The organism is Ruegeria sp. AB11, from assembly GCF_056536325.1.
The window spans coordinates 921718-942516 of sequence record NZ_JBQFJO010000001.1 but is presented as its reverse complement, the minus strand read 5'-3'; the positions used below and the strand labels follow the sequence as shown (position 1 = coordinate 942516).

21 protein-coding genes are annotated in these 20799 nt (G+C 51.0%); 15 read left to right on the top strand and 6 right to left on the bottom strand.

What is annotated here, in order from left to right; translation table 11 throughout:
• Nucleotides 1–5: 5 nt before the first annotated feature.
• Nucleotides 6–506 (bottom strand): hypothetical protein, encoded by a 501-nt coding sequence (locus tag ACR3EJ_RS04830; RefSeq protein ID WP_170542178.1) that lies wholly within the window; start codon nt 504–506, stop codon nt 6–8.
• 472 nt (nt 507–978) lie between these two features.
• Between ACR3EJ_RS04830 and ACR3EJ_RS04825 the strand changes: the two genes are divergently transcribed.
• Complete coding sequence (locus tag ACR3EJ_RS04825) at nt 979–1707, top strand: SDR family NAD(P)-dependent oxidoreductase (RefSeq protein WP_170542179.1); 729 nt, start codon at nt 979–981, stop codon at nt 1705–1707.
• 48 nt (nt 1708–1755) lie between these two features.
• On the opposite strand, the gene ACR3EJ_RS04820 is transcribed toward ACR3EJ_RS04825, so the two are convergent.
• Nucleotides 1756–2511, bottom strand: a complete 756-nt coding sequence (locus ACR3EJ_RS04820; protein ID WP_170542180.1) for an N-acyl homoserine lactonase family protein — start codon at nt 2509–2511, stop codon at nt 1756–1758.
• A 41-nt stretch (nt 2512–2552) separates the two neighbouring features.
• Between ACR3EJ_RS04820 and ACR3EJ_RS04815 the strand changes: the two genes are divergently transcribed.
• Together ACR3EJ_RS04815 and ACR3EJ_RS04810 are read left to right on the top strand one after the other, a co-directional pair.
• Nucleotides 2553–3671 carry a pyridoxal phosphate-dependent aminotransferase gene (locus ACR3EJ_RS04815; protein WP_170542181.1) on the top strand — a complete coding sequence of 373 codons (1119 nt, stop codon included), beginning with the start codon at nt 2553–2555 and terminating at the stop codon, nt 3669–3671.
• A 426-nt stretch (nt 3672–4097) separates the two neighbouring features.
• Complete coding sequence (locus ACR3EJ_RS04810; RefSeq protein WP_170542182.1) at nt 4098–5591, top strand: cryptochrome/photolyase family protein; 1494 nt, start codon at nt 4098–4100, stop codon at nt 5589–5591.
• Nucleotides 5592–5979: 388 nt separating this feature from the next.
• Here ACR3EJ_RS04810 and ACR3EJ_RS04805 read toward each other — a convergent pair whose 3' ends face one another.
• Entirely contained in the window at nt 5980–7161 is a 1182-nt protein-coding gene (locus tag ACR3EJ_RS04805; RefSeq protein ID WP_170542183.1) for an adenylate/guanylate cyclase domain-containing protein, read from the bottom strand.
• 194 nt (nt 7162–7355) lie between these two features.
• On the opposite strand from ACR3EJ_RS04805, the gene ACR3EJ_RS04800 reads away from it, so the two are divergent.
• The 12 genes from ACR3EJ_RS04800 to ACR3EJ_RS04745 all read left to right on the top strand — a co-directional run bounded on the left by ACR3EJ_RS04800 (nt 7356) and on the right by ACR3EJ_RS04745 (nt 18900).
• The gene (locus ACR3EJ_RS04800) at nt 7356–8888 is read left to right on the top strand and encodes a phospholipase D family protein (RefSeq protein WP_170542184.1); all 1533 of its coding nucleotides are present in this window, start codon (nt 7356–7358) and stop codon (nt 8886–8888) included.
• Nucleotides 8889–9688: 800 nt separating this feature from the next.
• Nucleotides 9689–10957: a tyrosine-type recombinase/integrase gene (locus ACR3EJ_RS04795; protein WP_480422774.1), complete on the top strand. Its 1269-nt coding sequence runs from the start codon at nt 9689–9691 to the stop codon at nt 10955–10957.
• The gene (locus ACR3EJ_RS04790; RefSeq protein ID WP_480422772.1) at nt 10957–11640 is read left to right on the top strand and encodes a hypothetical protein; all 684 of its coding nucleotides are present in this window, start codon (nt 10957–10959) and stop codon (nt 11638–11640) included. The genes ACR3EJ_RS04795 and ACR3EJ_RS04790 overlap by 1 nt, the downstream gene beginning before the upstream one ends.
• A gap of 72 nt (nt 11641–11712) precedes the next feature.
• The gene (locus ACR3EJ_RS04785) at nt 11713–11913 is read left to right on the top strand and encodes a helix-turn-helix transcriptional regulator (RefSeq protein ID WP_480422770.1); all 201 of its coding nucleotides are present in this window, start codon (nt 11713–11715) and stop codon (nt 11911–11913) included.
• Between the two features lie 104 nt (nt 11914–12017).
• Nucleotides 12018–12392, top strand: a complete 375-nt coding sequence (locus ACR3EJ_RS04780; RefSeq protein ID WP_480422768.1) for a hypothetical protein — start codon at nt 12018–12020, stop codon at nt 12390–12392.
• Nucleotides 12393–12492: 100 nt separating this feature from the next.
• A complete protein-coding gene (locus tag ACR3EJ_RS04775) occupies nt 12493–12717 on the top strand; it encodes a hypothetical protein (RefSeq protein WP_480422766.1) in 225 nt (74 codons plus the stop codon).
• Nucleotides 12717–13148 carry a helix-turn-helix domain-containing protein gene (locus ACR3EJ_RS04770; RefSeq protein ID WP_480422764.1) on the top strand — a complete coding sequence of 144 codons (432 nt, stop codon included), beginning with the start codon at nt 12717–12719 and terminating at the stop codon, nt 13146–13148. Before ACR3EJ_RS04775 ends, ACR3EJ_RS04770 begins: the two co-directional genes overlap by 1 nt.
• A gap of 261 nt (nt 13149–13409) precedes the next feature.
• Nucleotides 13410–13853: a DUF5681 domain-containing protein gene (locus ACR3EJ_RS04765; RefSeq protein ID WP_480422762.1), complete on the top strand. Its 444-nt coding sequence runs from the start codon at nt 13410–13412 to the stop codon at nt 13851–13853.
• Nucleotides 13850–14164: a hypothetical protein gene (locus ACR3EJ_RS04760; protein WP_480422760.1), complete on the top strand. Its 315-nt coding sequence runs from the start codon at nt 13850–13852 to the stop codon at nt 14162–14164. The genes ACR3EJ_RS04765 and ACR3EJ_RS04760 overlap by 4 nt, the downstream gene beginning before the upstream one ends.
• Before the next feature lie 1228 nt (nt 14165–15392).
• Entirely contained in the window at nt 15393–17588 is a 2196-nt protein-coding gene (locus ACR3EJ_RS04755) for an ATP-binding protein (protein WP_480422758.1), read from the top strand.
• A 278-nt stretch (nt 17589–17866) separates the two neighbouring features.
• A complete protein-coding gene (locus ACR3EJ_RS04750; protein WP_480422756.1) occupies nt 17867–18559 on the top strand; it encodes an SOS response-associated peptidase in 693 nt (230 codons plus the stop codon).
• Nucleotides 18559–18900, top strand: coding sequence for a hypothetical protein (locus tag ACR3EJ_RS04745; RefSeq protein WP_480422753.1), 342 nt, complete (start codon nt 18559–18561; stop codon nt 18898–18900). The genes ACR3EJ_RS04750 and ACR3EJ_RS04745 overlap by 1 nt, the downstream gene beginning before the upstream one ends.
• 179 nt (nt 18901–19079) lie before the next feature.
• Here ACR3EJ_RS04745 and ACR3EJ_RS04740 read toward each other — a convergent pair whose 3' ends face one another.
• The 3 genes from ACR3EJ_RS04740 to ACR3EJ_RS04730 form a co-directional block, all read right to left on the bottom strand.
• Nucleotides 19080–19721, bottom strand: coding sequence for a hypothetical protein (locus tag ACR3EJ_RS04740; protein WP_480422751.1), 642 nt, complete (start codon nt 19719–19721; stop codon nt 19080–19082).
• A gap of 54 nt (nt 19722–19775) precedes the next feature.
• Entirely contained in the window at nt 19776–20063 is a 288-nt protein-coding gene (locus tag ACR3EJ_RS04735; RefSeq protein WP_480422749.1) for a hypothetical protein, read from the bottom strand.
• A 290-nt stretch (nt 20064–20353) separates the two neighbouring features.
• Complete coding sequence (locus ACR3EJ_RS04730; protein ID WP_480422747.1) at nt 20354–20767, bottom strand: thermonuclease family protein; 414 nt, start codon at nt 20765–20767, stop codon at nt 20354–20356.
• Between the last annotated feature and the right edge of the window lie 32 nt (nt 20768–20799).

Genomic DNA, 20799 nt, shown 5'->3' with positions numbered 1-20799 from the left:
GCGACCTAGTTCTTCAGTGGTTCCGGCTGTTCAGCCTGACATGTCAGAACGGCCTCAATGGCTTTTGCAGACCCGCTGAGGTCGAGTTCAACCTCGGCGCCACTTTCACCAGTAATCGTGACGCTTTGGCGTTTTCCAAACTCGGTTACAAACGCCGGGTTGTCGAAAAAGGCGTAGCCACCAGGAACTCCATTCTTTAAGACACCCACCGCTTCGCCTTCGAATCTCGCATCACCAAAATCGAACTGTACGGTCCCGGTCGCCCCGTCCTCGATTTGAACCCAGGCCGGATTAAAAGCGGCAAAAAAGCCGCCGGCCTGATTGGGTGCTGCACCGATTTCAACGGTCATTTCATTTTCAAAGAGTTTCCACGCGAGACAGCCGCTACCCTTTTCGGGATCAATCAGGATTGTCCAGTCCCCGGATTCACCCCATCGCTCCATACCGGCACCCCACACCGCGCCAGTGGCGATCAATGCCATTGCTGTCAGCGCCAACTTGTTCATTCGATGCCCCACACTTGTTCCGAAGATATAAAGCTGCATTCAGAGTATCGCGCTGGATTAATCAAATACAACCATTCGATTTGTGGAATGTTATGCCAACGCCGACGGCATCCGGAGAACTTGTCCAACGACAGTTGTGGGCTGCACGCCAAACTTTGCAAAGTCCGCTTTCAGCGCATCGCTGACGTTGATGGCAACCTAAGCGTCGTTAGCTATGGGCTCGAAGCAGAACTTCGCTGCAGTACATCTGAAAAACCACTCTGCGGACGAAGCTGCAATTCGCTACTACGCGGCATCTGGGCAAAAGAATGTTAGAAACGCGCGGAAAGTGGACTTTGCGAAATCGAGCTTGAGTCCTCAGCGGACGTGCACCAAATTCGAAGAGAATTGACTTTCACCGCTTTCGGATGAAAGAGTTGCGAATTTTTTAGTTCGCAGTACCCCAGATACGGCCATGGTTGGAGGAGTGATTATGAAAACAGCGGTTGTGACCGGCGCTGCGGGAGGGATGGGTCAGGCCATCTGTCGCCAATTGCGGACAAATGGGTTTCATGTGATTGGTTTGGACCTCAGTGAAGAGCGACTAGACGAACTTGCGGCAGAACTGGGTTCGGATTTCACGCCTATCTGCGTTGACTTAACGGATCCCATTGCTACCGCTCATACGTTTGATGGAATTAGGTCAGCGTATGGCGGTCTGGATGCTTTGGTAAATAACGCGGGCACCTGCTACATGTCTGACTTCCCGCACATTCCGCCCGAAGAACTCGAACAGCAGATGACAATCAACTTCAACTCTGCGTTCTACTGTTGCCAGCAGGCGGTTCAGTTGATGTTGGAACGCGAAGGCATCAAAAAGATTGTAAATATCTCGTCGAACGGAGCTTACAATTTCGATGTGTTCGACCCTCCGCACTACCGGGCGTCAAAAGCCGCGTTAGATACTCTTACGAAAGATCTCGCCCGTCGATACGCACAGGAAAAGATCTGTGTGAATTCTCTGGCTCCTGCCATGACTGAGACACCGTTGTTCAATGTATTAACTGAGGAAGTCTTGGAGAAAGCCGTTAGTGCCATGCCGCATGGTCGTGCGATGCTACCTGAGCAAATCGCCTCTTGGGTCGGTTTTCTCATTTCGCCGGCCGGTGATGTTTCCAGTGGGAATGTGATTATTCTGAACCAAGGGCGCGACGTCAGATAACTCCTAGGCGCACCGTTGCATTTATGGAAAATGGTTCACGGGGTGGGATCATCTGTAGACTTCTGGTGCTTTTTTCAGAACAGGCCACTGCTTTGGACAATGCCCATAGATTACAAAGGCATCTCGCTCGGATGCTAGACGCATCAACCTGTCTGCGCTGGCAATCGCTGCATCTTCGTCCCAAGACCCGGCAAACTTCTCGTCGATTTCTGCTGGTCGGGAAATCGCATCACTGGTTATTAAAATCGCTCCCGACGGAAGATCGACCATTACCGCGATCTGGCCAGGCGCATGACCGGGTGCCATCAAAACGAAGATACCCGGCCCAATCTCTACGTCGCCATCAACAACGAGGTAATCCTGATCGGGCCATTCCAGAGGCCGCATATCGCCCCAGTACAACGGGCGGGGTAAGGCTCGCTCCGCAGCAGAGATAAGAATTGGACTGCTTGGAAAGTCGCCCAGTGCCCCGATATGGTCGATATGGGTGTGCGTACAAATCTGTAATGTAATGTTTGACGGATTAAGCCCGAGTTTTGCCAGTTGTGCGCTTGGAAGATTGTCTGGTTCACACTTCAAGACCTCGCCGAACTCGTACAATCGATCATCTTTGACTGCGGCGTCGGTATCAATGGCGTATTTTTCAGGAAATCCAGTGTCGATGAGTATTGCCTCTCCTAAATCTGTTCGAATCAGAAATCCGCAGATTCCTATGATGCGGCCAGTGGAATAGACCTTGAACAGCCCGTAGTCCAAAACCGCAAGGTCAATCGGTCGACCTTTGACAAATCCCTCTGCTTGCACAGACTATCTCCCTGATTGACTACAAAGATTTTGAGTAGAGCATGAAAGTCAAGATACACACACTCTTTCAGTACCTACTGGATACCACGGAAGCGGATCCAGAAGCTTTCGTTGGGTTTTCCTTGTCCGAGTCGCCGCGTTTGGGTGAGTTCATGGATGCGCTGGATCCTGCGCTGCCGTTGGATTGGAACCAAAAGAGTTTTCGGGGCCTGCCCGCTTTACGACGACATGTCTTGGACCGCGCCGGCTTGTCTGATGTTTGCAAGCCAGACAACGTCCTGATCACCGCCGGCGCAGCAGAGGCCAATTATCTTGCATTCATGCAATTGGTCCAACCGGGCGATGAAGTCGTAACGGAACGCCCGGGCTGGCCACAAGTGGGAGTATTGGCAGAGGCAGTCGGCGCGACGCTCAAAGTTATCGACCGAGAAGAGAGTGCTGGTTGGTTATTGCCGCTAGACGAAGTTGAGGCGGCAGTAACAGAACGCACGCGGCTCATCTTTATAACCAACCCCAATAACCCCACCGGGCAGTTGATGACCCAAGCAGAGCTGGAAAGGCTTGTTCAAATTGCAGATCGTGTCGGCGCATGGCTGGTTGTTGACGAGGTTTATGCAGGATTGGAGTGGGTCGGATCCCGCGCCCCTTCGATTGCCGGTTTGTATCCTAGGGGTATCACGACGGGCAGCGTTTCCAAGGCACTGGGGCTCCAGGGGCTACGCACCGGCTGGATGATATGCCGTGATCCAGATTTGATTTGGGACGCTATTATTCTGCGGGAAAACTCGAGCGAAATTATGAATATACTCGGCGAAGTCATTGCCGAAATCGCCTTGAGGCCTGACCGATATAATCAGGCTATGAAAACTGCACGGGCAGCTGGGATGAAAACGCTGGAACGCCTTGATCGGTTTGTTGCCGATCAACCCAGCCTCGATTGGGTCAAACCTCAGGCAGGATTGATTGGTCTAGCACGACTCGACGGGATTGATGGCGATGTGTTCGCCAAACGTTTGCTCGGCAATCCCTATCGGACATTTCTTTTGCCGGGCTCGTCGTACGGGATGCAGAACCACATCCGCTTGGGTGTTGGAGGAGGTGCCGCTGCCAACCTAGACCTTGGCCTTGAACGCATGAGAAAACTGTTGACGAACTGGTAGACTCAGGAGCCTTACGGCAGCGGTAATAGCTGTAAATTTGGTTCAGCAATGCTGCCAGAACAAAGCACACACCCGTTACCATCGTGGTACAAGTTCGCCTGCAATGTGTTGAAAGCTTTCGCGCTAGAAAAACTCCCTCGGCGCGCTAGCTCACCAAAGGACTAGGCGAACACTCTATCCGAATCCGTAATGACAGCTTTGAAAACTGAAGACGTCCAAGACTACCCGCCTGTTGGCCCCACTCGGTCACGATTGGATCGTGCGGAACCCTTATTGAGAGATGCAGGTCTATCATTGATCAGGATAATGCGGCCGTACGACGCGATAACGTGGCCTCATGCAAGGGCCGGATACGTCGGCCTTCGAAAGAAGATCCCATTGCTCTTGGATCAATTGAACCTGCCCTTCCAACGAAGACTTTAACCCGTGTCCACTGCCGCCCTTCTACTCCCCAACCAATTGTTTGCCCAACACCCGGGTCTGGTCGCCCAGCCAGACACTGCTGTGCTTTTCGAGGATCCGCTGTTCTTTGGCGATGCGCATTATCCAGCCACGATGCACAAGCAAAAGCTTTGGCTGCACCGCGTTTCTATGGCGCGCTATCGCAACGGCTTGGTCGCCAAGGGACTTGATGCCACGATATGGCCCTTTGAGCGGGAACCGGGCGCATGTCTGCGATTGTTTCAAAGTCTGCGCGATCGCGGTGTCAGCCGAATAGTTTTGGCTGATCCAGTAGACTTCATTGCAGAAAGACGGTTTCGCGCGGCGGCTAGCAATACCGAAATCACGCTTGATATCCAGCCATCACCCGGCTTTCTGAATACGCGGGCCGTCAATCTGAATTGGTCTGCCGGTCGAAAACGTTCGCTCATGGCCGAGTTCTACAAAAGCCAACGCCGGCGCTTGAACGTGTTAATGGACAGCGGTCAACCGACTGGCGGACAGTGGAGCTTTGACCAAGAAAACCGCAAAAAAGTACCCAAAGCGCTGTTGGATAGCCTGCCGCGGATCGACTGGCCTGACCATGATGCAGTTGATGAAGCCGCAAAAGCGAGCGTTCTAGCTGGTTTTCCAAATGCACTGGGCAGTCTGGAAACGCTATATTATCCGACATCACATAAAGCTGCATCCGATTGGCTAGCGCAGTTTCTGGAGCGGCGGTTCGAACGTTTTGGTGACTATGAAGACGCCATTGTCGAGGGCGAAAACTGGCTATGGCATGCCGTTCTCACACCTGTTTTGAACATAGGATTGTTGACGCCCAAACAAGTTTTGGACGCGGCCCTCGCGCATGCGGATCGAAAGAGCATTCCCCTGAACTCGGTAGAAGGATTCATCCGGCAGATCATTGGCTGGCGCGAGTTCATGCGCGCGACATATGAGGACCTTGGTGTGCAGATGCGCACAACAAATCATTGGGGCCATCACCGCCCCATACCCCGCTCTTTCTATGATGGAACCACTGGTATTGATCCGCTGGACGACACGATCAAAAGGGTACTCAAAACCGGGTATTGCCATCACATTGAACGCCTTATGGTACTGGGCGGTTTCATGTTCCTGTGTGAGATTGATCCGGACCATGTCTATCGCTGGTTCATGGAAATGTTCGTCGACAGCTATGATTGGGTAATGGTTCCAAATGTCTACGCGATGAGCCAGCATGCCGACGGCGGTTTAATCACTACCAAACCGTACTTTTCCGGTTCAAACTACGTTCGCAAAATGAGCCATTGGGGCAAAGGGCCTTGGTCCGACATATGGGACGGCCTTTACTGGCGATTCATTCTGAAACACACCGACAGACTTGCTGGCAATCCTCGATGGGTGATGATGTGCCGTACGGCGGGACGCATGTCGCCAGAAGTCAAAAACAAGCATGTCACGACAGCCGAAACCTTTTTGCGACGGATAGCATGAGCGCGGGCTTTATGACAGCGGATAACTGAGATTGAGGACTCACCTAAAGATAGGCTTTGGGACTGGCTAAGTATGTCAATTTAACGCTATTACCAAAGAAGACATATGACTGTTAGAATTTTTTTAATTTAGCTCTTTGATCAGGTTTCCGAAGGCCAGCAACACTTCTGATCGGTGAATTGTCTTTGTGCCCAACCGCTACTTATTTTTCTTTGGGAATCTCTCGGATCAAACCGGAAGCATACTAGCGGCATTAGATATTAAGTCTTGTACCGGCCACATTGGGCTCATCGCTGCCATTTTCCGCGACGAGCATGATTGACCGCTCACAGCCCTAAGCGGACCTTCAAAATACAAAGAACGATTGAAGTCCTAACAAGAGAGAGCATCACTTTGCTTGATCAAAGAGACTGATAACGCGAAAAATCTGCACGGGGCCACCGATGCCCTTCAGTTCCCGTTCCCCCAGTTCTTCGGTCTCCACATGTTGTTCTATGTCTAGAAGCGCCCGTTGGTTCAAAAGGATCTGCCCGTCGCTGGCAAAGTCGCAAAGCCTGGATGCGGTGTTCACAACTCCACCGATTGCGGTGTAGTCGGCGCGACCATGAAACCCGATAAGCCCAAGCGTCGCGTAACCACTACTGATCCCAATACCCAAACCCATCGCGTGCCCGAGTTTCTGCCAGGGTGCACGTATTCCCTCGAAGGCTTCGCTTATTTCTTTAGCCAGCCGCACGGCTTGCAGAACGGGCTGATCGCAGGGAACCGGATCATTGAAGAACACCATCAATCCGTCTCCAGCTCGGTATCCGATTGTTCCCTTGTGTTGGGCAACTAAATGACCGACTTCATCGTGGAAATGCTGGAGAAGGGTGATGACATCTTCTGGCTCAATCGCCTCGGAAATCGCCGTGAAATTGCGGATGTCGCAGAATAGGCAAGCGATGTATTGACGATGAGTTTTAAGAAGCTCGTCAGAATTTTCTTCTACGACAAGCTCCGCAACTTGAGGAGCAAGGAATTGTTTGAGTCGTGCCAGCCTGTCAATCTCGCCTTCCTGGCGCTTTACCTTCTCGGTCAGTCTTTCGTTCAATGCCTCTATTTCATGTGTCTGGTTGCGAACCGTGTGGTTCAAAGCATCGAGTATAAAGTTCTGGTTTAGCAAAGCCGCGATCACCAAAAACACATAGGCGAGCGCTTCGACACGTTCGTCATAGCCGAAGTACAGCGTAACAATCAGGATGACGGCAGCAATCCCTCCGAGGACGAGTGGAAGCTCCTTGGCATGCCGTTTCCGGTCTCTCCATAAGAAACTAACCGCCAATAATGCAAACACCCACATGAGCACCGCTTGCACATGAGGGTTTATGGAAAGCGCTTCATAACCAACCAAATAGGTCAGTAGAATCCCGGAATAGCACGTGGCCAAAGAAGCCAGAGCAGCCAAGACAGCTCCGATCCCGATTGGCATCGAAATTCGGAACTCCTCTGTTGCCACGCCGATACCGTCGTCCACGGCAAGCGGCGAAGGTTCCGCGGCAGAGTCATTTCTGTGTTCGGGATCAGACATGGTTCTCGTTTGCGCTTGGTTGCTGGTAGAGTACGTTTGAATTGAGGTTGCGTCAAAATCACGTACCTGCGTGGGGCAGTTGAGGGTTTCACCAAATCAACAACGACAAGCGAAACAACCTCATGTTTCACAGAACAAACTTGCAATCACCCGTCTCGGCGTAGTCACCTAGGATACGGGGATGGAGGAAGCCTATGGCGCAATGGAAATTTGTGGTTTGTGTTTGGTGTGCGCTGACTCTTGTTGCTTGCGCTCCAAAAACTCGCACCTATGAAAAGACTTTATCGGCCTCGCTTCCGGCAAACTCGCGCACAGCTCTTAGTCAGGCAGCCAACCGGCTTGGCGATCCCAAAGACGGTCGGTCGGGGGTCAAGCTGATCAGTGACGGCGAAGAAGCGCTTGTTTCACGTTTGCTGTTAGCGGCTGCGGCTGAGCAAACGATAGACGCGCAATACTACCTTCTGCACAACGACCCAACGGGCCACCTTTTTGCAGCCAGTCTTTTGCAGGCGGCAGATCGGGGTGTTCGCATCCGATTGCTACTGGATGATATGGATACGTCCAGTTATGACGCGATGACGGCCGCGCTGGACAATCACGAAAATATTGAGATCAGGTTGTTCAATCCATTTTGGCGAGATCAAAGTCTGTTGATCGCGGGACTGACGGACTTCAAACGCATCAATCGCAGAATGCACAACAAGTCGATGACGGCAGACAACGTGTTCACGATTGTGGGTGGGAGAAACATCGGTGCCGAGTACTTTCTCGCACGGGAAGAAATGAACTATGCTGATCTGGATGTTCTGGCCGCAGGCCCGGTTGTTCGCGAGGTGTCGCGAAGCTTTGACTCTTACTGGAACAGCGAATTCGCCGTACCAGCTCGGGTGGTTGTTGGAGAACCTCAGGAATTTGACCTTGGTGATGCGCGAGTCAGGTTGAACGAACTGGTCGATGAAGCGAAGCAAACGCAGTATGGCGCGGCTCTCAGAAAGTCAGCACAAGAGAACTTCGCAGATGGTGCCCTGTCACTGGATTGGCTGCCTGCGAAGCTTTATGCTGATCCGCCGTCAAAAGCCGCCGGTCTCGAGAACTCAGGTCCCGTTCTGGCATCTCAATTGCTTCCGTACTTTGAGAATGCCAGCAGTGAGGTGAACATCGTCTCTGCCTATTTCGTGCCGCGCAACAACGGTGTGAAATGGTTGACCGAATTGGAAAGCCGCGGCGTCGACGTAAAGGTTGTAACCAATTCACTTGCATCTAATGACGTCGCACCCGTCTACGCGCACTACGCCAAGAAACGCCGTGCACTTCTACGCGGTGGAGTAGAACTATATGAGCTGCGACCGGACGCCGATAAGGTCCAACGCCGCGGTATCAATTGGGCGCAATCGAAGTCAGGTCTACATTCCAAGGCATTTGCAGTTGATGACCGATACTTGTTCGTAGGGTCGTTCAACTGGGACCCGCGATCTGTCAACATCAACACCGAGATGGGAATTCTGATTAACTCGCCAGCATTGGCTATACAGACCATGGGTGCCTTGGACGACGCGCTACCTGCATACACATATAACGTGACGCTCGAGAAAGCTGGTCAGCTTAAATGGACGACAAGAGGCGATGATGGCACCGTAATTGAGTACCAATCCGAGCCGACGGGATCGGCCTGGGATCACATAGTTGCTGGATTTCTAAGTATTTTACCAATTGGTTCGCAGCTTTAGGTTTTTTGGCAGATAGCCGACGCTACCAGAGAACTACGGCCTGTAAAACGGCAGCCTTGGGTAGAAAACGCCTGTTGATCGTTTCCAGCCTGTCATTTGGTTTGTCTGATAGCTAGAATTTGCAAAGTCTGCTTCCTGCGCATTGCCGTCCTTAGCGCGGGCCGCAACTGCATACCAATTGTATTTCGTAACGTGGTTAAAAAAACCTTTTATCCACCAGCGCTACAAAACCGCGACTAGTCGGAATCAAGGAAATTTCTTCGGGATCCAAAGTGTCCGCTAGTGCGATAATGGACCTACGAGTACGATCAATAAAATCAGTCATGGCAACATCAGATTGAATACAGGGACAATCCATCCCTAAAAATGCTGCTTTGGCAACTTTTTCACTGAACTCTGCAAGGCCGCTACCACGCGATCTCTTTAACCTAAGACCTGTGACTCAGTCGCAACGCTATTTTCCTGATCCTAGTACTTCCGTATTGCTTCCGACAACGCAAGCGCCAGAAACATCTGCGCAAAACTACCCATCTATTTCTTTGTTTTTATTAAGAAAAGTGGTGAGCCGTGCAGGATTCGAACCTGCGACCCACTGATTAAAAGTCAGAAACACCAGAGATTTGAAGTCAAACCGCACTTCGTATCATGCCGTATCATACTGACGCGGTTGTCTGCAAAACACTCTTAAAATAAGACATATCACCATTGTCCCCCGGTCATAGAGTGTCTAAACTAGTCTCACACCGTGTCATGCAATCTAGCGGATTTTGTCCCCCAGGTGTCCCCCAGAGGTGATTTCAGTGAAGATTGAGCTAAACGAGACCTATCTGAAGAGGCTAGAACCGCCGGAGATTGATCGGCTTGAGATATCGGACACGAAGCGCGCTGGTTTGAGATTAAGGGTGTATTCGTCAGGTCGCGCAGTCTGGATGTACGAAAAGCGGATTAAAGGCGGTGCCAAACGAAAACACACGCTGGGCGTCTATTGCACTTGGAGCGCTGCAGGAAAGCGTGAGACCGGTCCTATTGGGTTGGCTGAGGCCCGAAGCGTCGCACTGGACATAGAGGCGGAAGCAGCCCGGGGGTTTGACCGAGTACTGGAATCTGAAAACGCACGGCGCGAAGAGCAGAAAGCCGCAGCAAGCATACAAACGGTCCAGATTGTGCTGGATACATACACTGAACTGCACCTTTCCAACCTGAAATCAGGTGATGAACGAAAACGCCAGCTCACGGACGCACTTACCTCGCACTTGGATCAACCGATTGGCACGCTGACCCGTGCCAGCCTCCAAAAGCCCGTCGATGACAAAGCCAAAGACGGCAAGCTGTTTATGGCCAACCGGATCAGGGCAGCGCTGAAACACTTCACGCGCTGGGCATGGCGTCGGGAGTACCTGGAAGAGGATGTGGGTGACCGATTGGAACAAGCTACGAAAGAGCGTATTCGTGAGCGAGTCCTTTCACTTTCTGAGATCCGTGAAATCTGGGCCAAGTCATTCGAGTTGGGTGAGCTTTGGGGGCCATTGCTTCGTATGCTTCTGCTAACGGTGCAGCGACGCAGTTCGGTTACAGGGCTGCGAAAGAGCGAACTGGACCTGACAAACACCCGTTTCAAGAAGGCAGTGTCCGACGAAAAGAACGAGCGAGCGCACACAACGCATCTGTCACCGCCAGCAATGATCGAAGTCGAACACGCGTTGAAGCGGCTGGATCAGATGGAGGACGCACAAGAAGACTACTTATTCAGCACAACCGGACGAACGCCAGTGTCAGGATGGAGTAAGGCGAAAGCCCGATTGGATATGTTGCTTAGTGATGGATTCGAGCACTGGCGCTTTCACGACATACGTACAGCCTTTGCCACACACATGGCCGAACGCGGGGTATCTGAATCTGTGGTCGACCGAGTACTGAACCACGCCGCTACGGCGTCTCAGGCCAGCGCCGTCGCCCGTGTATACAATCAGGCCGAGTTGCTGGGCGAACGTGCGGTTGCGCTGGACAAGTGGGCTAAACTGGTGACGCAAGAAAGCGCGGATGTGGTTGTGATTGGGGGAAGACAGTGATGGACCGAGAGCAAAGGACCAATGTCCTTGCCCCCATTCTAGAAAAGCACTTCCCAGAGCTAGGCCCGAGAGACGCTGAACTTAGAGCAAGTGTCCTGAGCGGCAACATAGGCGCAGCAATTGCGACGCAATCAATCCTTCATGCTGACCGAGACCCTAATCGGGACTTGGAGAGCCTATTGAAGGCCGCAAACTCCTTGTCCAAGGCCAAGAAACACATTGATGAATTGGGTTGGCATGGGAGCAAAACAATCCCATTGGTTTTACAGCGCACCTTGCCGAACCCTGTTGAGTTTGGTTTTTCCTATCCAGAAGCGAACTCGCAGGCCCAAGAAGTCTTGGCTTCGATAATCCTGACTTTGGCAGACGAAATAAAGGCCGCCAGCGCACGGATAGACCCCAATGCTCCTTCCTTGAAGTCTCAATTTGGTGAAGGCCCTTGGTTTGAACATAGGCATAACAGTAAAAAACAAAAAATTGCCGCCGAGATGTCCGCCAAAGAGTGCGGTAAGCTTTTCGCGGAACTCACAGGCAATCGTCCCACAGTGCCGGATTCTAATGGTGTACCTTATGGTCCATTTTTGAACTTCGTCTCAGACGTGTTTTCCGAATGCGGCATCGACGCTAGCCCGGTCGTTTGGGCCAAGAATGTAGTTAAGAATTTTTCTAGCAAAATTAGTTAGAAAGCTCCTTTAGACCGTGCATATCGGCCACATTATACATCAACACATCGCAATCAAGCGCAGGTGTTGAAAATGAGCGGAGTTACAGCAGACCGCCTACTTTCGGTGAGGGATACCGCAGCCATTCTTGGCTGTAGCGTCGCCACCGTTTGGCGCAGGGCCGCAACGGGGAAAATCCCAGAGCCGGTCAAATTGGAGGGCACGACCCGTTGGTCGGAAGCCGAAATCCAAGGCCTGATCGAAGAAGCGAAGTCGCAGCGTGTTGCTGCCTAAAAGAAACCCCCACCCGAGGCACGGGCGGAGGCGAACTCTTTTAGGTGGTACTGAGAGAATAGCCGAACGTCCGATGCCTTTCAACAAAAGAAAGGTAATATCGAATGATTATCGGGAATAACCAAACAACGAGTATCGAACTCCCTCCAGCCAATGCGCTTCGCGTCTATCGCTGGGTAGACCTTCCGAATCTAACGGCTCCGGCACTCTTCAAGGTTACAGATCCGGGTCAGGAACCGCGCGAAATCTGCGCATCCAAGCACAAGCGCCAAGTCCTTGAGGGGCTAATGCGGTCGCCACTCTATGCGGCCAGCTACTGCCGTCTGTCAGACCAAGTGCTACCCCTGCGGCGTGATGATGGAGTGAACATCGAATGTAAAATGTACCGAGGCGATCCAGACACCGGACGTCAAAAGTTCGGCATCTATTTCCTCGTTAGCAAAGTAGAGCTGATCCAGGCGAACGAGGTGGCGGCATGAGAACCGTTGACCTTCAAACCCGCAAGATCCGCCGCAAGCATGGACTCAGCGAAGCAGCGGCCCGTCTGATTGCTTCCTTACACTACGGGGAACGCCGGTCATGATGGTTGTTGTTAAGTGCAATGAGCGCGAGGAAATCCGCATCTCCCGCCCGCCACGGGATTCCAAGCCTCATCCTGGGTGCGACGTTGTCGATTTCCGTGTCTGGTCCAAGACCAAGACCGGATTTCGCCCGAGCAATCGTGGTGTCATGTTTGATGCCGGTCTGCTGCACAATGTTCTGAGGGCTTTGGTTGACATCACCAACCGAGCGCAGGTTGACTGATGGGCGGCGCGTACAAAGCAAACAAACGTGGCGGTCCCCGCCACGTTCAACTGATGGAGTGGTTTCAGGCTTCCCAAGCCTGGGCCACCCTCAAGCCCGGACCTCGCGCGCTGTATATTGAGCTGAAACGCCGCTTTAACGGCGGCAACAATGGCGAGATATTCCTCAGCCATCGCGCCGCTGCGAAAGCGCTGAACGTCGACCGGAAAACCGTCGCCGGGTACTTCGATATCCTACTCGAGCGTGGCTTCATTGTAGTCACCCGGGGGCACTGCCTTGGGCCCTCCGGAATCGGCCAGTCTGCCACCTATCGTTTGACCGAAGAGAAAACGTCAGAGGGTTCGGCGACCAAGGAATTCATGCGCTGGAAACCAGCTCCGAAAAAGAAAAAGCCCCGGGTAAAAAATACCCATTCCTTGGGGGAAAAATGACCCATGGGTGGGGTAAATTCTACCCATTTGGATACTCAAAGGCGTAAAGATTACCCCGCTTTTTACCCAAATGGGGCGTCCGCCGTGGGTAAAAACTCCCCCATATATACATCTAGCCATATACCCCTGAACAAAGTGGAAGCTTTCGAGCGTGTCTTATTGGGGCTGGGGCTTTGCGGCAAATCAACCCGAAGCAACGCGATTGCAGCACCAGAATTGCAGCGCGTCGTGAATATCGATCAAGCAAATGAGGCATGAGCAATGACGGATGAATCCGAACGAAAAAACGTGACCAATACGTACACTGATGAGAGCGGGAAGTTTGCTCAGGGCAATCCCGGCAAACCCCGAGGAACCCGGCACAGGGTCACAAGGGCAGTCGAGGAACTACTTGAGGGTCAATCTGAGGCAATCACTCAAAAGGCGGTAGAAATGGCGCTTGAGGGCGACAGCACAGCCCTGCGTCTTTGTTTGGAGCGTATCGCGCCATCCCGAAAGGATGCACCTGTCAACTTCGACCTTCCACCCATCAAATCCGCTGAGGACGCCTCAGAGGCCGCACAGGCGGTGCTACAGGCCGTTTCTCAGGGTGAGGTCACGCCGCTTGAGGGTGCAACGGTCATGGGGCTGGTGGAGCAGTATCGGCGGGTGTTGGAAACCACGGAACTGGAACGTCGGATCGCAGCATTGGAGGCATCGAAATGAGCATCAAAAACCGCGTCAAAAAACTGGAAGAAAAATCAGACAACAAGTTCGAGGTCGCCATCGTGAAAGGCGAATTCTTTGACAAGCGTGGTGAACCAATTTCAACAGATGGAGAGTACCCTCAAAATCTTGAAGAGCGGGTCCAAAGAGCAATCGTTGGCCTTTCGGATTTTGAAGAAACCGTCACATTAGAGCGTGAGGAAAGTGAGACTGGTGCCGAGTTCATGCGCCGTTTCGATCAGGCTGGCAACCTTCTGGGCAAAGGCGTTGGGGCCACCGTGACTCTGCGCTGGGATGTCAAATGGATTTGATAGGAAGCACGGCGGAAATGCCGAGGTGTTTATCGACGTTCTGATTTACGAAGCACCGCCGAGGGGGGCGGCGCAGACGAAGAAATAGTCACGGCTCATGTCATGTGGGGGTTGGGCAAAGTTACCCTAAGATTACCCTAAGGTACGACGCGCCGAACTCGTACCCCCTCATTGAAATCGCTAATCCCCATCAAGGCGCGCCGCATCACTCTGCTACATGTGTTAAGTGTTTCAATTGAGGCCCTGCGGTGAATAGTCTGTTGATATTCGGACATGCGAATATCTCATTTCTGTTTCTAGCCAAATGTTGGGAAATTCGCGGGGCGACACGCCGAACTAACTAACCCCCTCAAATCCAGTTGGAAAAACCAGAACGTTCTAAAATCAAGACATGCCGCCCACGTTGTCAGGATCGCATTGTGGCAAATTTGTGTCCATGATTCATTTTGAAACTTACGGTTCGCGATTTGGAAACAAAGCGTTTCGATTTATTTGCAAGAATTAAGGGAATCCCCCAATTTCGGGGAAAACGCTCAAACGCTAGGTTGTCCATAACGGAACAACACTACCACACCGTATACCCCCTCAAGAAAGAGGGGCTGGCCAAGACCCCCTCATCCAGCCCCTCACCACCTTCACTCTCAATCATTTGTGAGACGGTGGATCTGTCCCCTGCCCCCAGAGCGGAAAGATACAAAACTCTAACAAAGCCCTCGTCTTTTTCAGCCCGCTATAAATGGGGGGTAACCGATGACCCCCGTGGCGCCCTATCTTCAGTAGACACTGGTCCAGTAGCGCCATCCACTCCTACCTAGGATACTGGTGACAATTTGACTGTTGCACCCGTAGCAGAATGTCTGCTGGGTGACCGACTGCCCCTTGCGTCGCCCAAATAATTTCAGGCGCCGCGAAAGTCTGTTTTCGTCCGATTGCTGTCATTCATGACACCACCAAGCGCAGGGTGACCGACCGAAAGCGTCAGATGTCAGCTTGGAGCCCAAAATGCACCTTTGTCCTATCGCAGCGAACGCCTACTTTGACGGCATCAGTAACCTCTAAAACGCAAAAGCTGATCACTTCAACAACCAGCCACTAGAACAAAAAGTTGACTCCAAGGCTGTTACAGGGAAGTGTTGCCTACAGGACTTTTTACGTGGATTTTATAAGGTTTATTTAAACTGTGACCTCATTTTCCTCATGCATATTAGCCTCCCTTAAACAAGGCGAAATGCATCCGAATTTTTCTAAGGCACTGCTCAATAAAACGAAGAGCAAAATCAATAGGCTAGATGAACGAAACTATTGGGATTACAAAGAAAACCTTGATATTTCCAGTGATGAAGGTGCTGCGAGGCTCGCGAAGCAAATTCTTGGATTCCACAATTCACAAGGTGGGGTATTAATATTCGGGGTTCGCGATGACTATAAAATTAGCCCCATACACTTTAACAGAATACCAGATTCTACCGTTATAACAGACAAAATATCTAAATATTTCCCTGGCTCAACACCGTTTTTTCGGGAACTAATTGAGATACGCGACCACAAATACTTATGCTGCATATTCGTACCAAGATCCGACTCTGGCCCAATTCCTGTCGCAAGGAACGGCCCATTGAAGAAGGGTCTTAAACCTATGTTTGTCGAAGGGCAGATATTCTATCGTGCAGAAAACAGCACTAAGACAGCAACAGATAGACAAGAGATACAACGCCTATTTGGAGATGCCTCATTCGCAAACATTGAGGCTTACCCGCTCTTAGTGGATGAGCCTCAGTTCCGACTGCTCAGCCCTGACACCGACAGGTTCTTCGGGCGTCGCAATCTCATCGACAAACTACGTGCTGAGCTTAAGTCCCGAAGTTACGTTGTGGCACTTGACGGTCAGGGCGGAGTGGGAAAGTCTGCTGTCGCAATCGAACTCCTTAAAGAATTGTACGAGGAAAAGTCCTATCTGTTTATCGTTTCACTTTCCGCTAAATCAGAAGTTTGGGTGGGGCACAGCGTGCCTACGCAAGCATCTTTTAGCCGCTTCAGAAGCTTTTTGGAAATTATCGCAAAATCATTGGAAATTAATATTGAGCGATCAACTGATGAGGTTAAGCGCGACATCATTGATTTTATGTCAGGATTACCGGGTATTTTATTTATTGATAACGCTGAAGAGATAAATGATCCTGAGATAATAAAATTCATAAAGGATGAATTGCCAGATCCAGTAAAGGCTTTGATAACTACTCGTCTCAAGAAGGATGTACCTGCAAGTACAATAGCCGTTGAGCCTCTTGAGCCCGCCGATGCTTTGAAAATGTTGTCTTATGAATTGTCGCGGTACGCGGTGTCGGAGGGAATCAGCGAAGACGAACTCAACAACTTACTGCAACAAACAGGCAATGTGCCGCTGGCTATCAAGTGGTGCGCTTCACTGGTCTCGAAGGCTGGTTCCGCAAAAGGAGCACTCCGATCAATGAAGGGCGCAAGTACAGAGAAAAAAGAGTTTCTCACTTTCTGTTTTGAGAATATGTATGAATTTCTGCCGGATAACGCTCGGAAGGCGGCAATGCTGCTTCCCTACCTCGGAGAAAACTGGACAGGGAATACTCTCCGTTTGATACTGGATTTGGGTGCGGATGAGGTGAAATCCGCAATTTATGAAATATGCGATTCTGGCTTGATTTCTGAACGTCCCAGTAATTCTGGCGCGAGCTATGTGGTTCAGCCGTTGGTTGAAGACTTCTTAAGGCAAAAACTTAAACGCTCACCGTTATTTGAGTCTTCAGTTCGTGAAGCATTAGTCAATGCATTTGAAGCCGAACCAGATGCGCTTGTGCGAGACTGGAGTTCGAAAGAGAAGTCCGTAGCTGTTATGAACTGTGCTCGTGATAAGATGTCGAAAAGGGACTTCGGAAAAGCCCTTCAGTTGGTTCAACTGGCTCGCGAATTGCATGATTCTAGAGCAAAGCTCTTTCATGAAGGATCACTCAAGTATTTGCTTGGCAAACATTCCTCAGGTCATGTGTTTATGAGACAAGCACTGATGGGAGAAGGAGAGAGTGAATGGTTGACGGCTTCTGACCTTGACACGTACATTGAAGCTGCAAAAAATGTTGGAAATGAAACAGATAGGTACCGTGCTGCAAAGCTGGCAGTGTCGAAAAGCCAGCTTACGAGCCAATTGAACGCGAATACTGTTTCCACTGTCGTCGAGCAGATGATTTCCACCCGGCTTTACTCTGATTTGCTGCAGTTCTTGAGCCAAGTAGCTTCAAGCTCAAATTTCAACTCGGTTGCCGAGCGCCTAATGCGTCAGTGGAATAATTCAATGCTATGGAATGCGTCCCCAAAAACTTCAAAGTTAATCAAGGAAAAGCTGATTTCACTATTAGGAGAAGACGCAATTCCTGGTATTGAGAGACGAAGCTGATAGCTTAAAAACTTGCCTGAAAGACGAGTGTCAGTGTTAGTGCCCGCGGGCCGCCTCAAATAATATCACTGTTGCGGCCGGGCACAGTGCATCTACATCATATGCCTCTTTGCATTGATGATAGGCCCTTTCTCCTGACTTAGTTGATATCGGTTAAGAGCTAATTCCAAAGCGGACTTTGGGCTAACGGCAGGTTTGTCCGCACAACTGCCGTTAGTCTCGTCGCCAACCATCAAAAAGTTCACCAAACGTTCCATCTGTTTTGCTAAGCTCTCCGAATGTGCGGACGACTCGGCAGACCGGAAATGACATGGGCGGAGCTCTATGCTTTGCAGAACTGGATTGTGAACGGCGTTCCTATCCCAGTTGAGCGTGATCCAAACGCCAAAGACCTCTCGATGAGCTGGAACGTAAAGCCCACTCAGATGCTGGATATGGCGTTCATTCACGACGACCGACTGATAAGCTCAACGGCGCGCTGGTGGCTTGTACCGCACTGGTTTAAGGAAGACGTTAAGCAGTGGAAACCGACCACCTTCAACGCGAAGATAGAAACGGCACATAAACTGGGCTCATTTCGGGTCGCCTGGAAAAGCAGCCGGTGCATTATTCCCGCCAGCTTCTACTACGAATGGACCGGCCCTAAGGGGGCCAAGCAGCCATGGGTTATCAAAACGGATACCAATGATCCGTGCATGTATTTCGCAGGCTTATACAGCCGTCTCTCATCGGGCCTGAATACCTGTACAATCCTCACGCGGCCTGCCTTGCATCAAATCGAACACATCCATGCCAGGTCGCCGGTTATTCTAACGAATGAAAACCTTTTGCCCTGGATGATGGGTGAGATTAACCACGACGACGCGCAAGAACTTGGAACCGAATGGGAAGGACGGATGCGCTTCCACAAGGTCGCCCCGATTGGTCGCGACGATGACGGGCCAGATTTAATCGACGTTATCGAGGCGTAATGGCCACGCGCAGCAGATCCCCGAAGAAATCAGCGGACGAGAAGTACTTTCCAATCAGAGTGCGGGTTCAAGTTCCCGAAGAAGGGTTCGGCAACAAACTAGATAAAATGCACGCATGGCTCAATGAACGTGCCGGTCGTGGCTGCTGGGGCTGGAATGCAGACAACGTGCTATCTCGTGGCGCTCGGGATGCAACTTCATTCTATCTGCTGGATGAGCAACTGATAGCGCCGTTTGTTGAGGCTTTCGGCCTGGAACTGGCTCAAGGTGAGGCTGACCTATGCGGTGAAGGGTCTTTCAAGCACACCGGCACCGTTGATCTGATTGTACCGGCTTCATAGGGCTTGTTGATAGCCTGGTATAGTCAAGCAAGCTTGTGTCTCAGATTCCGCGTTTCGTTATACACAAGCGGCGCTTGAATCAAGCTCGCCTTACCTCACTTCCTCCAAAACCTCCTTAACCAGCCGATGAAGGGAAGGCGAGTTTTAGGGAGGGAATCGCGCATAAGTGACTAACCCATCTAGGTCGGGCGAACCCAAAAGGTCGGCAGACTTTCAAATTGATCATTTGACGCATAGTCCAAAGGCGTCACAATTTCGACGTCACCGAACACCTCGCGTTCAACCGTGTGCCTCAGAACCCGCTCTACATATACGGAACAGATAAGTTCTTCGCCACGATAACCGACCTTGAACGGTGGCAGACTCAGCCCCTGGCGTGCAACACGTTGGGTAAGCAAAGCCTTCATGGCGAAGCTTACATCGTATTCCTTGTCCTTCAGCCCATCAATGGCTTCATCAAATCGATCCTGATCGATAATGGTGTGCTTCAGTCTCAGCCGATGAATGACATCGCGATCACCTGCCCATTCAGAGACTGTTGACCTCACTACGTTGACTCCCGGCAACGCTTCATAGATGCCTTGATGGCCATCGTAAATTCCAACATGCCACCAGCGATGCTCGGAAACGTTCTTATTCAGCAGAGCCTGGTAACCTGTAATACGTTCACGCCCTACAATTTCGTCTTCAGGGCCGGTAAGCAAGACATCACCGACTTGCCAGTCGTGCGTATTCAGTGAGACCTTATAACCTTTTGGATGTTCCAGAACACTGGAAGGTTCACATGGCATCGGCGTTAGGTCGGATTCCGCACAAGACAACACATGTCTCCTGCGACACGAATGTGTCGGGTCAATCATTGAAGTAGTCCTGAACTATAAATACTGAGCCTGCACTGAGGCATCCATCGGCATCTCAACAATCACGCTTTCCGCGCGAACAGGGCGATCAATTATCGCCACTATTTCGTCAACATTTTCATCACTAGCGAGGACTGTGGCATATCCGCCAACGCCGTGTACCTGAATAATGTCGCCGATTTCGATTTTATCGATGACATTAATAAGCTCAATTGTTCGCTTTTTATTCTCCACACTATTCCACAGGACGAGCTGCAAAGCCCCTCCAAAATCATACATATCAATAACTTGGCCAGCGATCATTTGACTCACCTTTGGCAATAAAACTGTTCCCAGTATGGGAACTCAGCTAACTCCAGTCAACTTTGTGGGCGGATACACGCCATTTGGTATGAGCACAGAAGGCCAATGTGATCACAAACACACACATTGTTTATATACAGTTTCAGCATTGGATGCACGCAAACCTAGGGCAATTCTTGATTTCGGCCAGATTTCTGTACCCGATGAAACAACCTCTAAAGCAACCTTGAGTGGTCATCAAATAGCACCGTTTCACACCACCAGTGGGATACATCGCCTGCCTTCATTTTTCACCTACAATAACTGGCCCGCTTGATCCGTGACTTGGCCTCGGTGGTTTCCAAGTGTTTATAGCGGCCACCACTGTATTTTGGGCAATCCAAAGCCTGTCCTGCTGCAATAACGGTTGCACTCAGATTTTTACCTTCAACGAAGCATGTGCCGATATGGCGGTCTCCGTTCATCTCGCCTGTGAGGTCACATCGAGCGGTTTTGCCTCGCAGGTAATCTATCATCCAAGCCTTGCTGACTTGTCCCGCTTGGGTTTCCAGTTCGGGAGCATCGACACCCTCAAAGCGAACAGGCGTTCCATTCTTTCCAAATAGAACAATCGTATCTGCATCTCGGACATAGATATCGGAAGACACGATTCCATCGGAGGCGCAGGCGGTCAGTAAGGCAATCAAAAAGACAGTTCGTTTCAAGACGGTTTTCCTTGCTTGGCAGTTTTAGACCG

What these genes read in the sequence shown, in the direction of transcription:
- ACR3EJ_RS04755 (WP_480422758.1), top strand. Translation starts at nt 15,393, where the DNA reads ATGCATCCGAATTTTTCTAAGGCACTGCTCAATAAAACGAAGAGCAAA.
- ACR3EJ_RS04790 (WP_480422772.1), top strand. Translation starts at nt 10,957, where the DNA reads ATGGACCGAGAGCAAAGGACCAATGTCCTTGCCCCCATTCTAGAAAAG.
- ACR3EJ_RS04775 (WP_480422766.1), top strand. Translation starts at nt 12,493, where the DNA reads ATGATGGTTGTTGTTAAGTGCAATGAGCGCGAGGAAATCCGCATCTCC.
- ACR3EJ_RS04815 (WP_170542181.1), top strand. Translation starts at nt 2,553, where the DNA reads ATGAAAGTCAAGATACACACACTCTTTCAGTACCTACTGGATACCACG.
- ACR3EJ_RS04750 (WP_480422756.1), top strand. Translation starts at nt 17,867, where the DNA reads ATGTGCGGACGACTCGGCAGACCGGAAATGACATGGGCGGAGCTCTAT.
- ACR3EJ_RS04770 (WP_480422764.1), top strand. Translation starts at nt 12,717, where the DNA reads ATGGGCGGCGCGTACAAAGCAAACAAACGTGGCGGTCCCCGCCACGTT.
- ACR3EJ_RS04745 (WP_480422753.1), top strand. Translation starts at nt 18,559, where the DNA reads ATGGCCACGCGCAGCAGATCCCCGAAGAAATCAGCGGACGAGAAGTAC.
- ACR3EJ_RS04825 (WP_170542179.1), top strand. Translation starts at nt 979, where the DNA reads ATGAAAACAGCGGTTGTGACCGGCGCTGCGGGAGGGATGGGTCAGGCC.
- ACR3EJ_RS04830 (WP_170542178.1), bottom strand. Translation starts at nt 506, where the DNA reads ATGAACAAGTTGGCGCTGACAGCAATGGCATTGATCGCCACTGGCGCG.
- ACR3EJ_RS04785 (WP_480422770.1), top strand. Translation starts at nt 11,713, where the DNA reads ATGAGCGGAGTTACAGCAGACCGCCTACTTTCGGTGAGGGATACCGCA.
- ACR3EJ_RS04760 (WP_480422760.1), top strand. Translation starts at nt 13,850, where the DNA reads ATGAGCATCAAAAACCGCGTCAAAAAACTGGAAGAAAAATCAGACAAC.
- ACR3EJ_RS04805 (WP_170542183.1), bottom strand. Translation starts at nt 7,161, where the DNA reads ATGTCTGATCCCGAACACAGAAATGACTCTGCCGCGGAACCTTCGCCG.
- ACR3EJ_RS04780 (WP_480422768.1), top strand. Translation starts at nt 12,018, where the DNA reads ATGATTATCGGGAATAACCAAACAACGAGTATCGAACTCCCTCCAGCC.
- ACR3EJ_RS04800 (WP_170542184.1), top strand. Translation starts at nt 7,356, where the DNA reads ATGGCGCAATGGAAATTTGTGGTTTGTGTTTGGTGTGCGCTGACTCTT.
- ACR3EJ_RS04735 (WP_480422749.1), bottom strand. Translation starts at nt 20,063, where the DNA reads ATGATCGCTGGCCAAGTTATTGATATGTATGATTTTGGAGGGGCTTTG.
- ACR3EJ_RS04765 (WP_480422762.1), top strand. Translation starts at nt 13,410, where the DNA reads ATGACGGATGAATCCGAACGAAAAAACGTGACCAATACGTACACTGAT.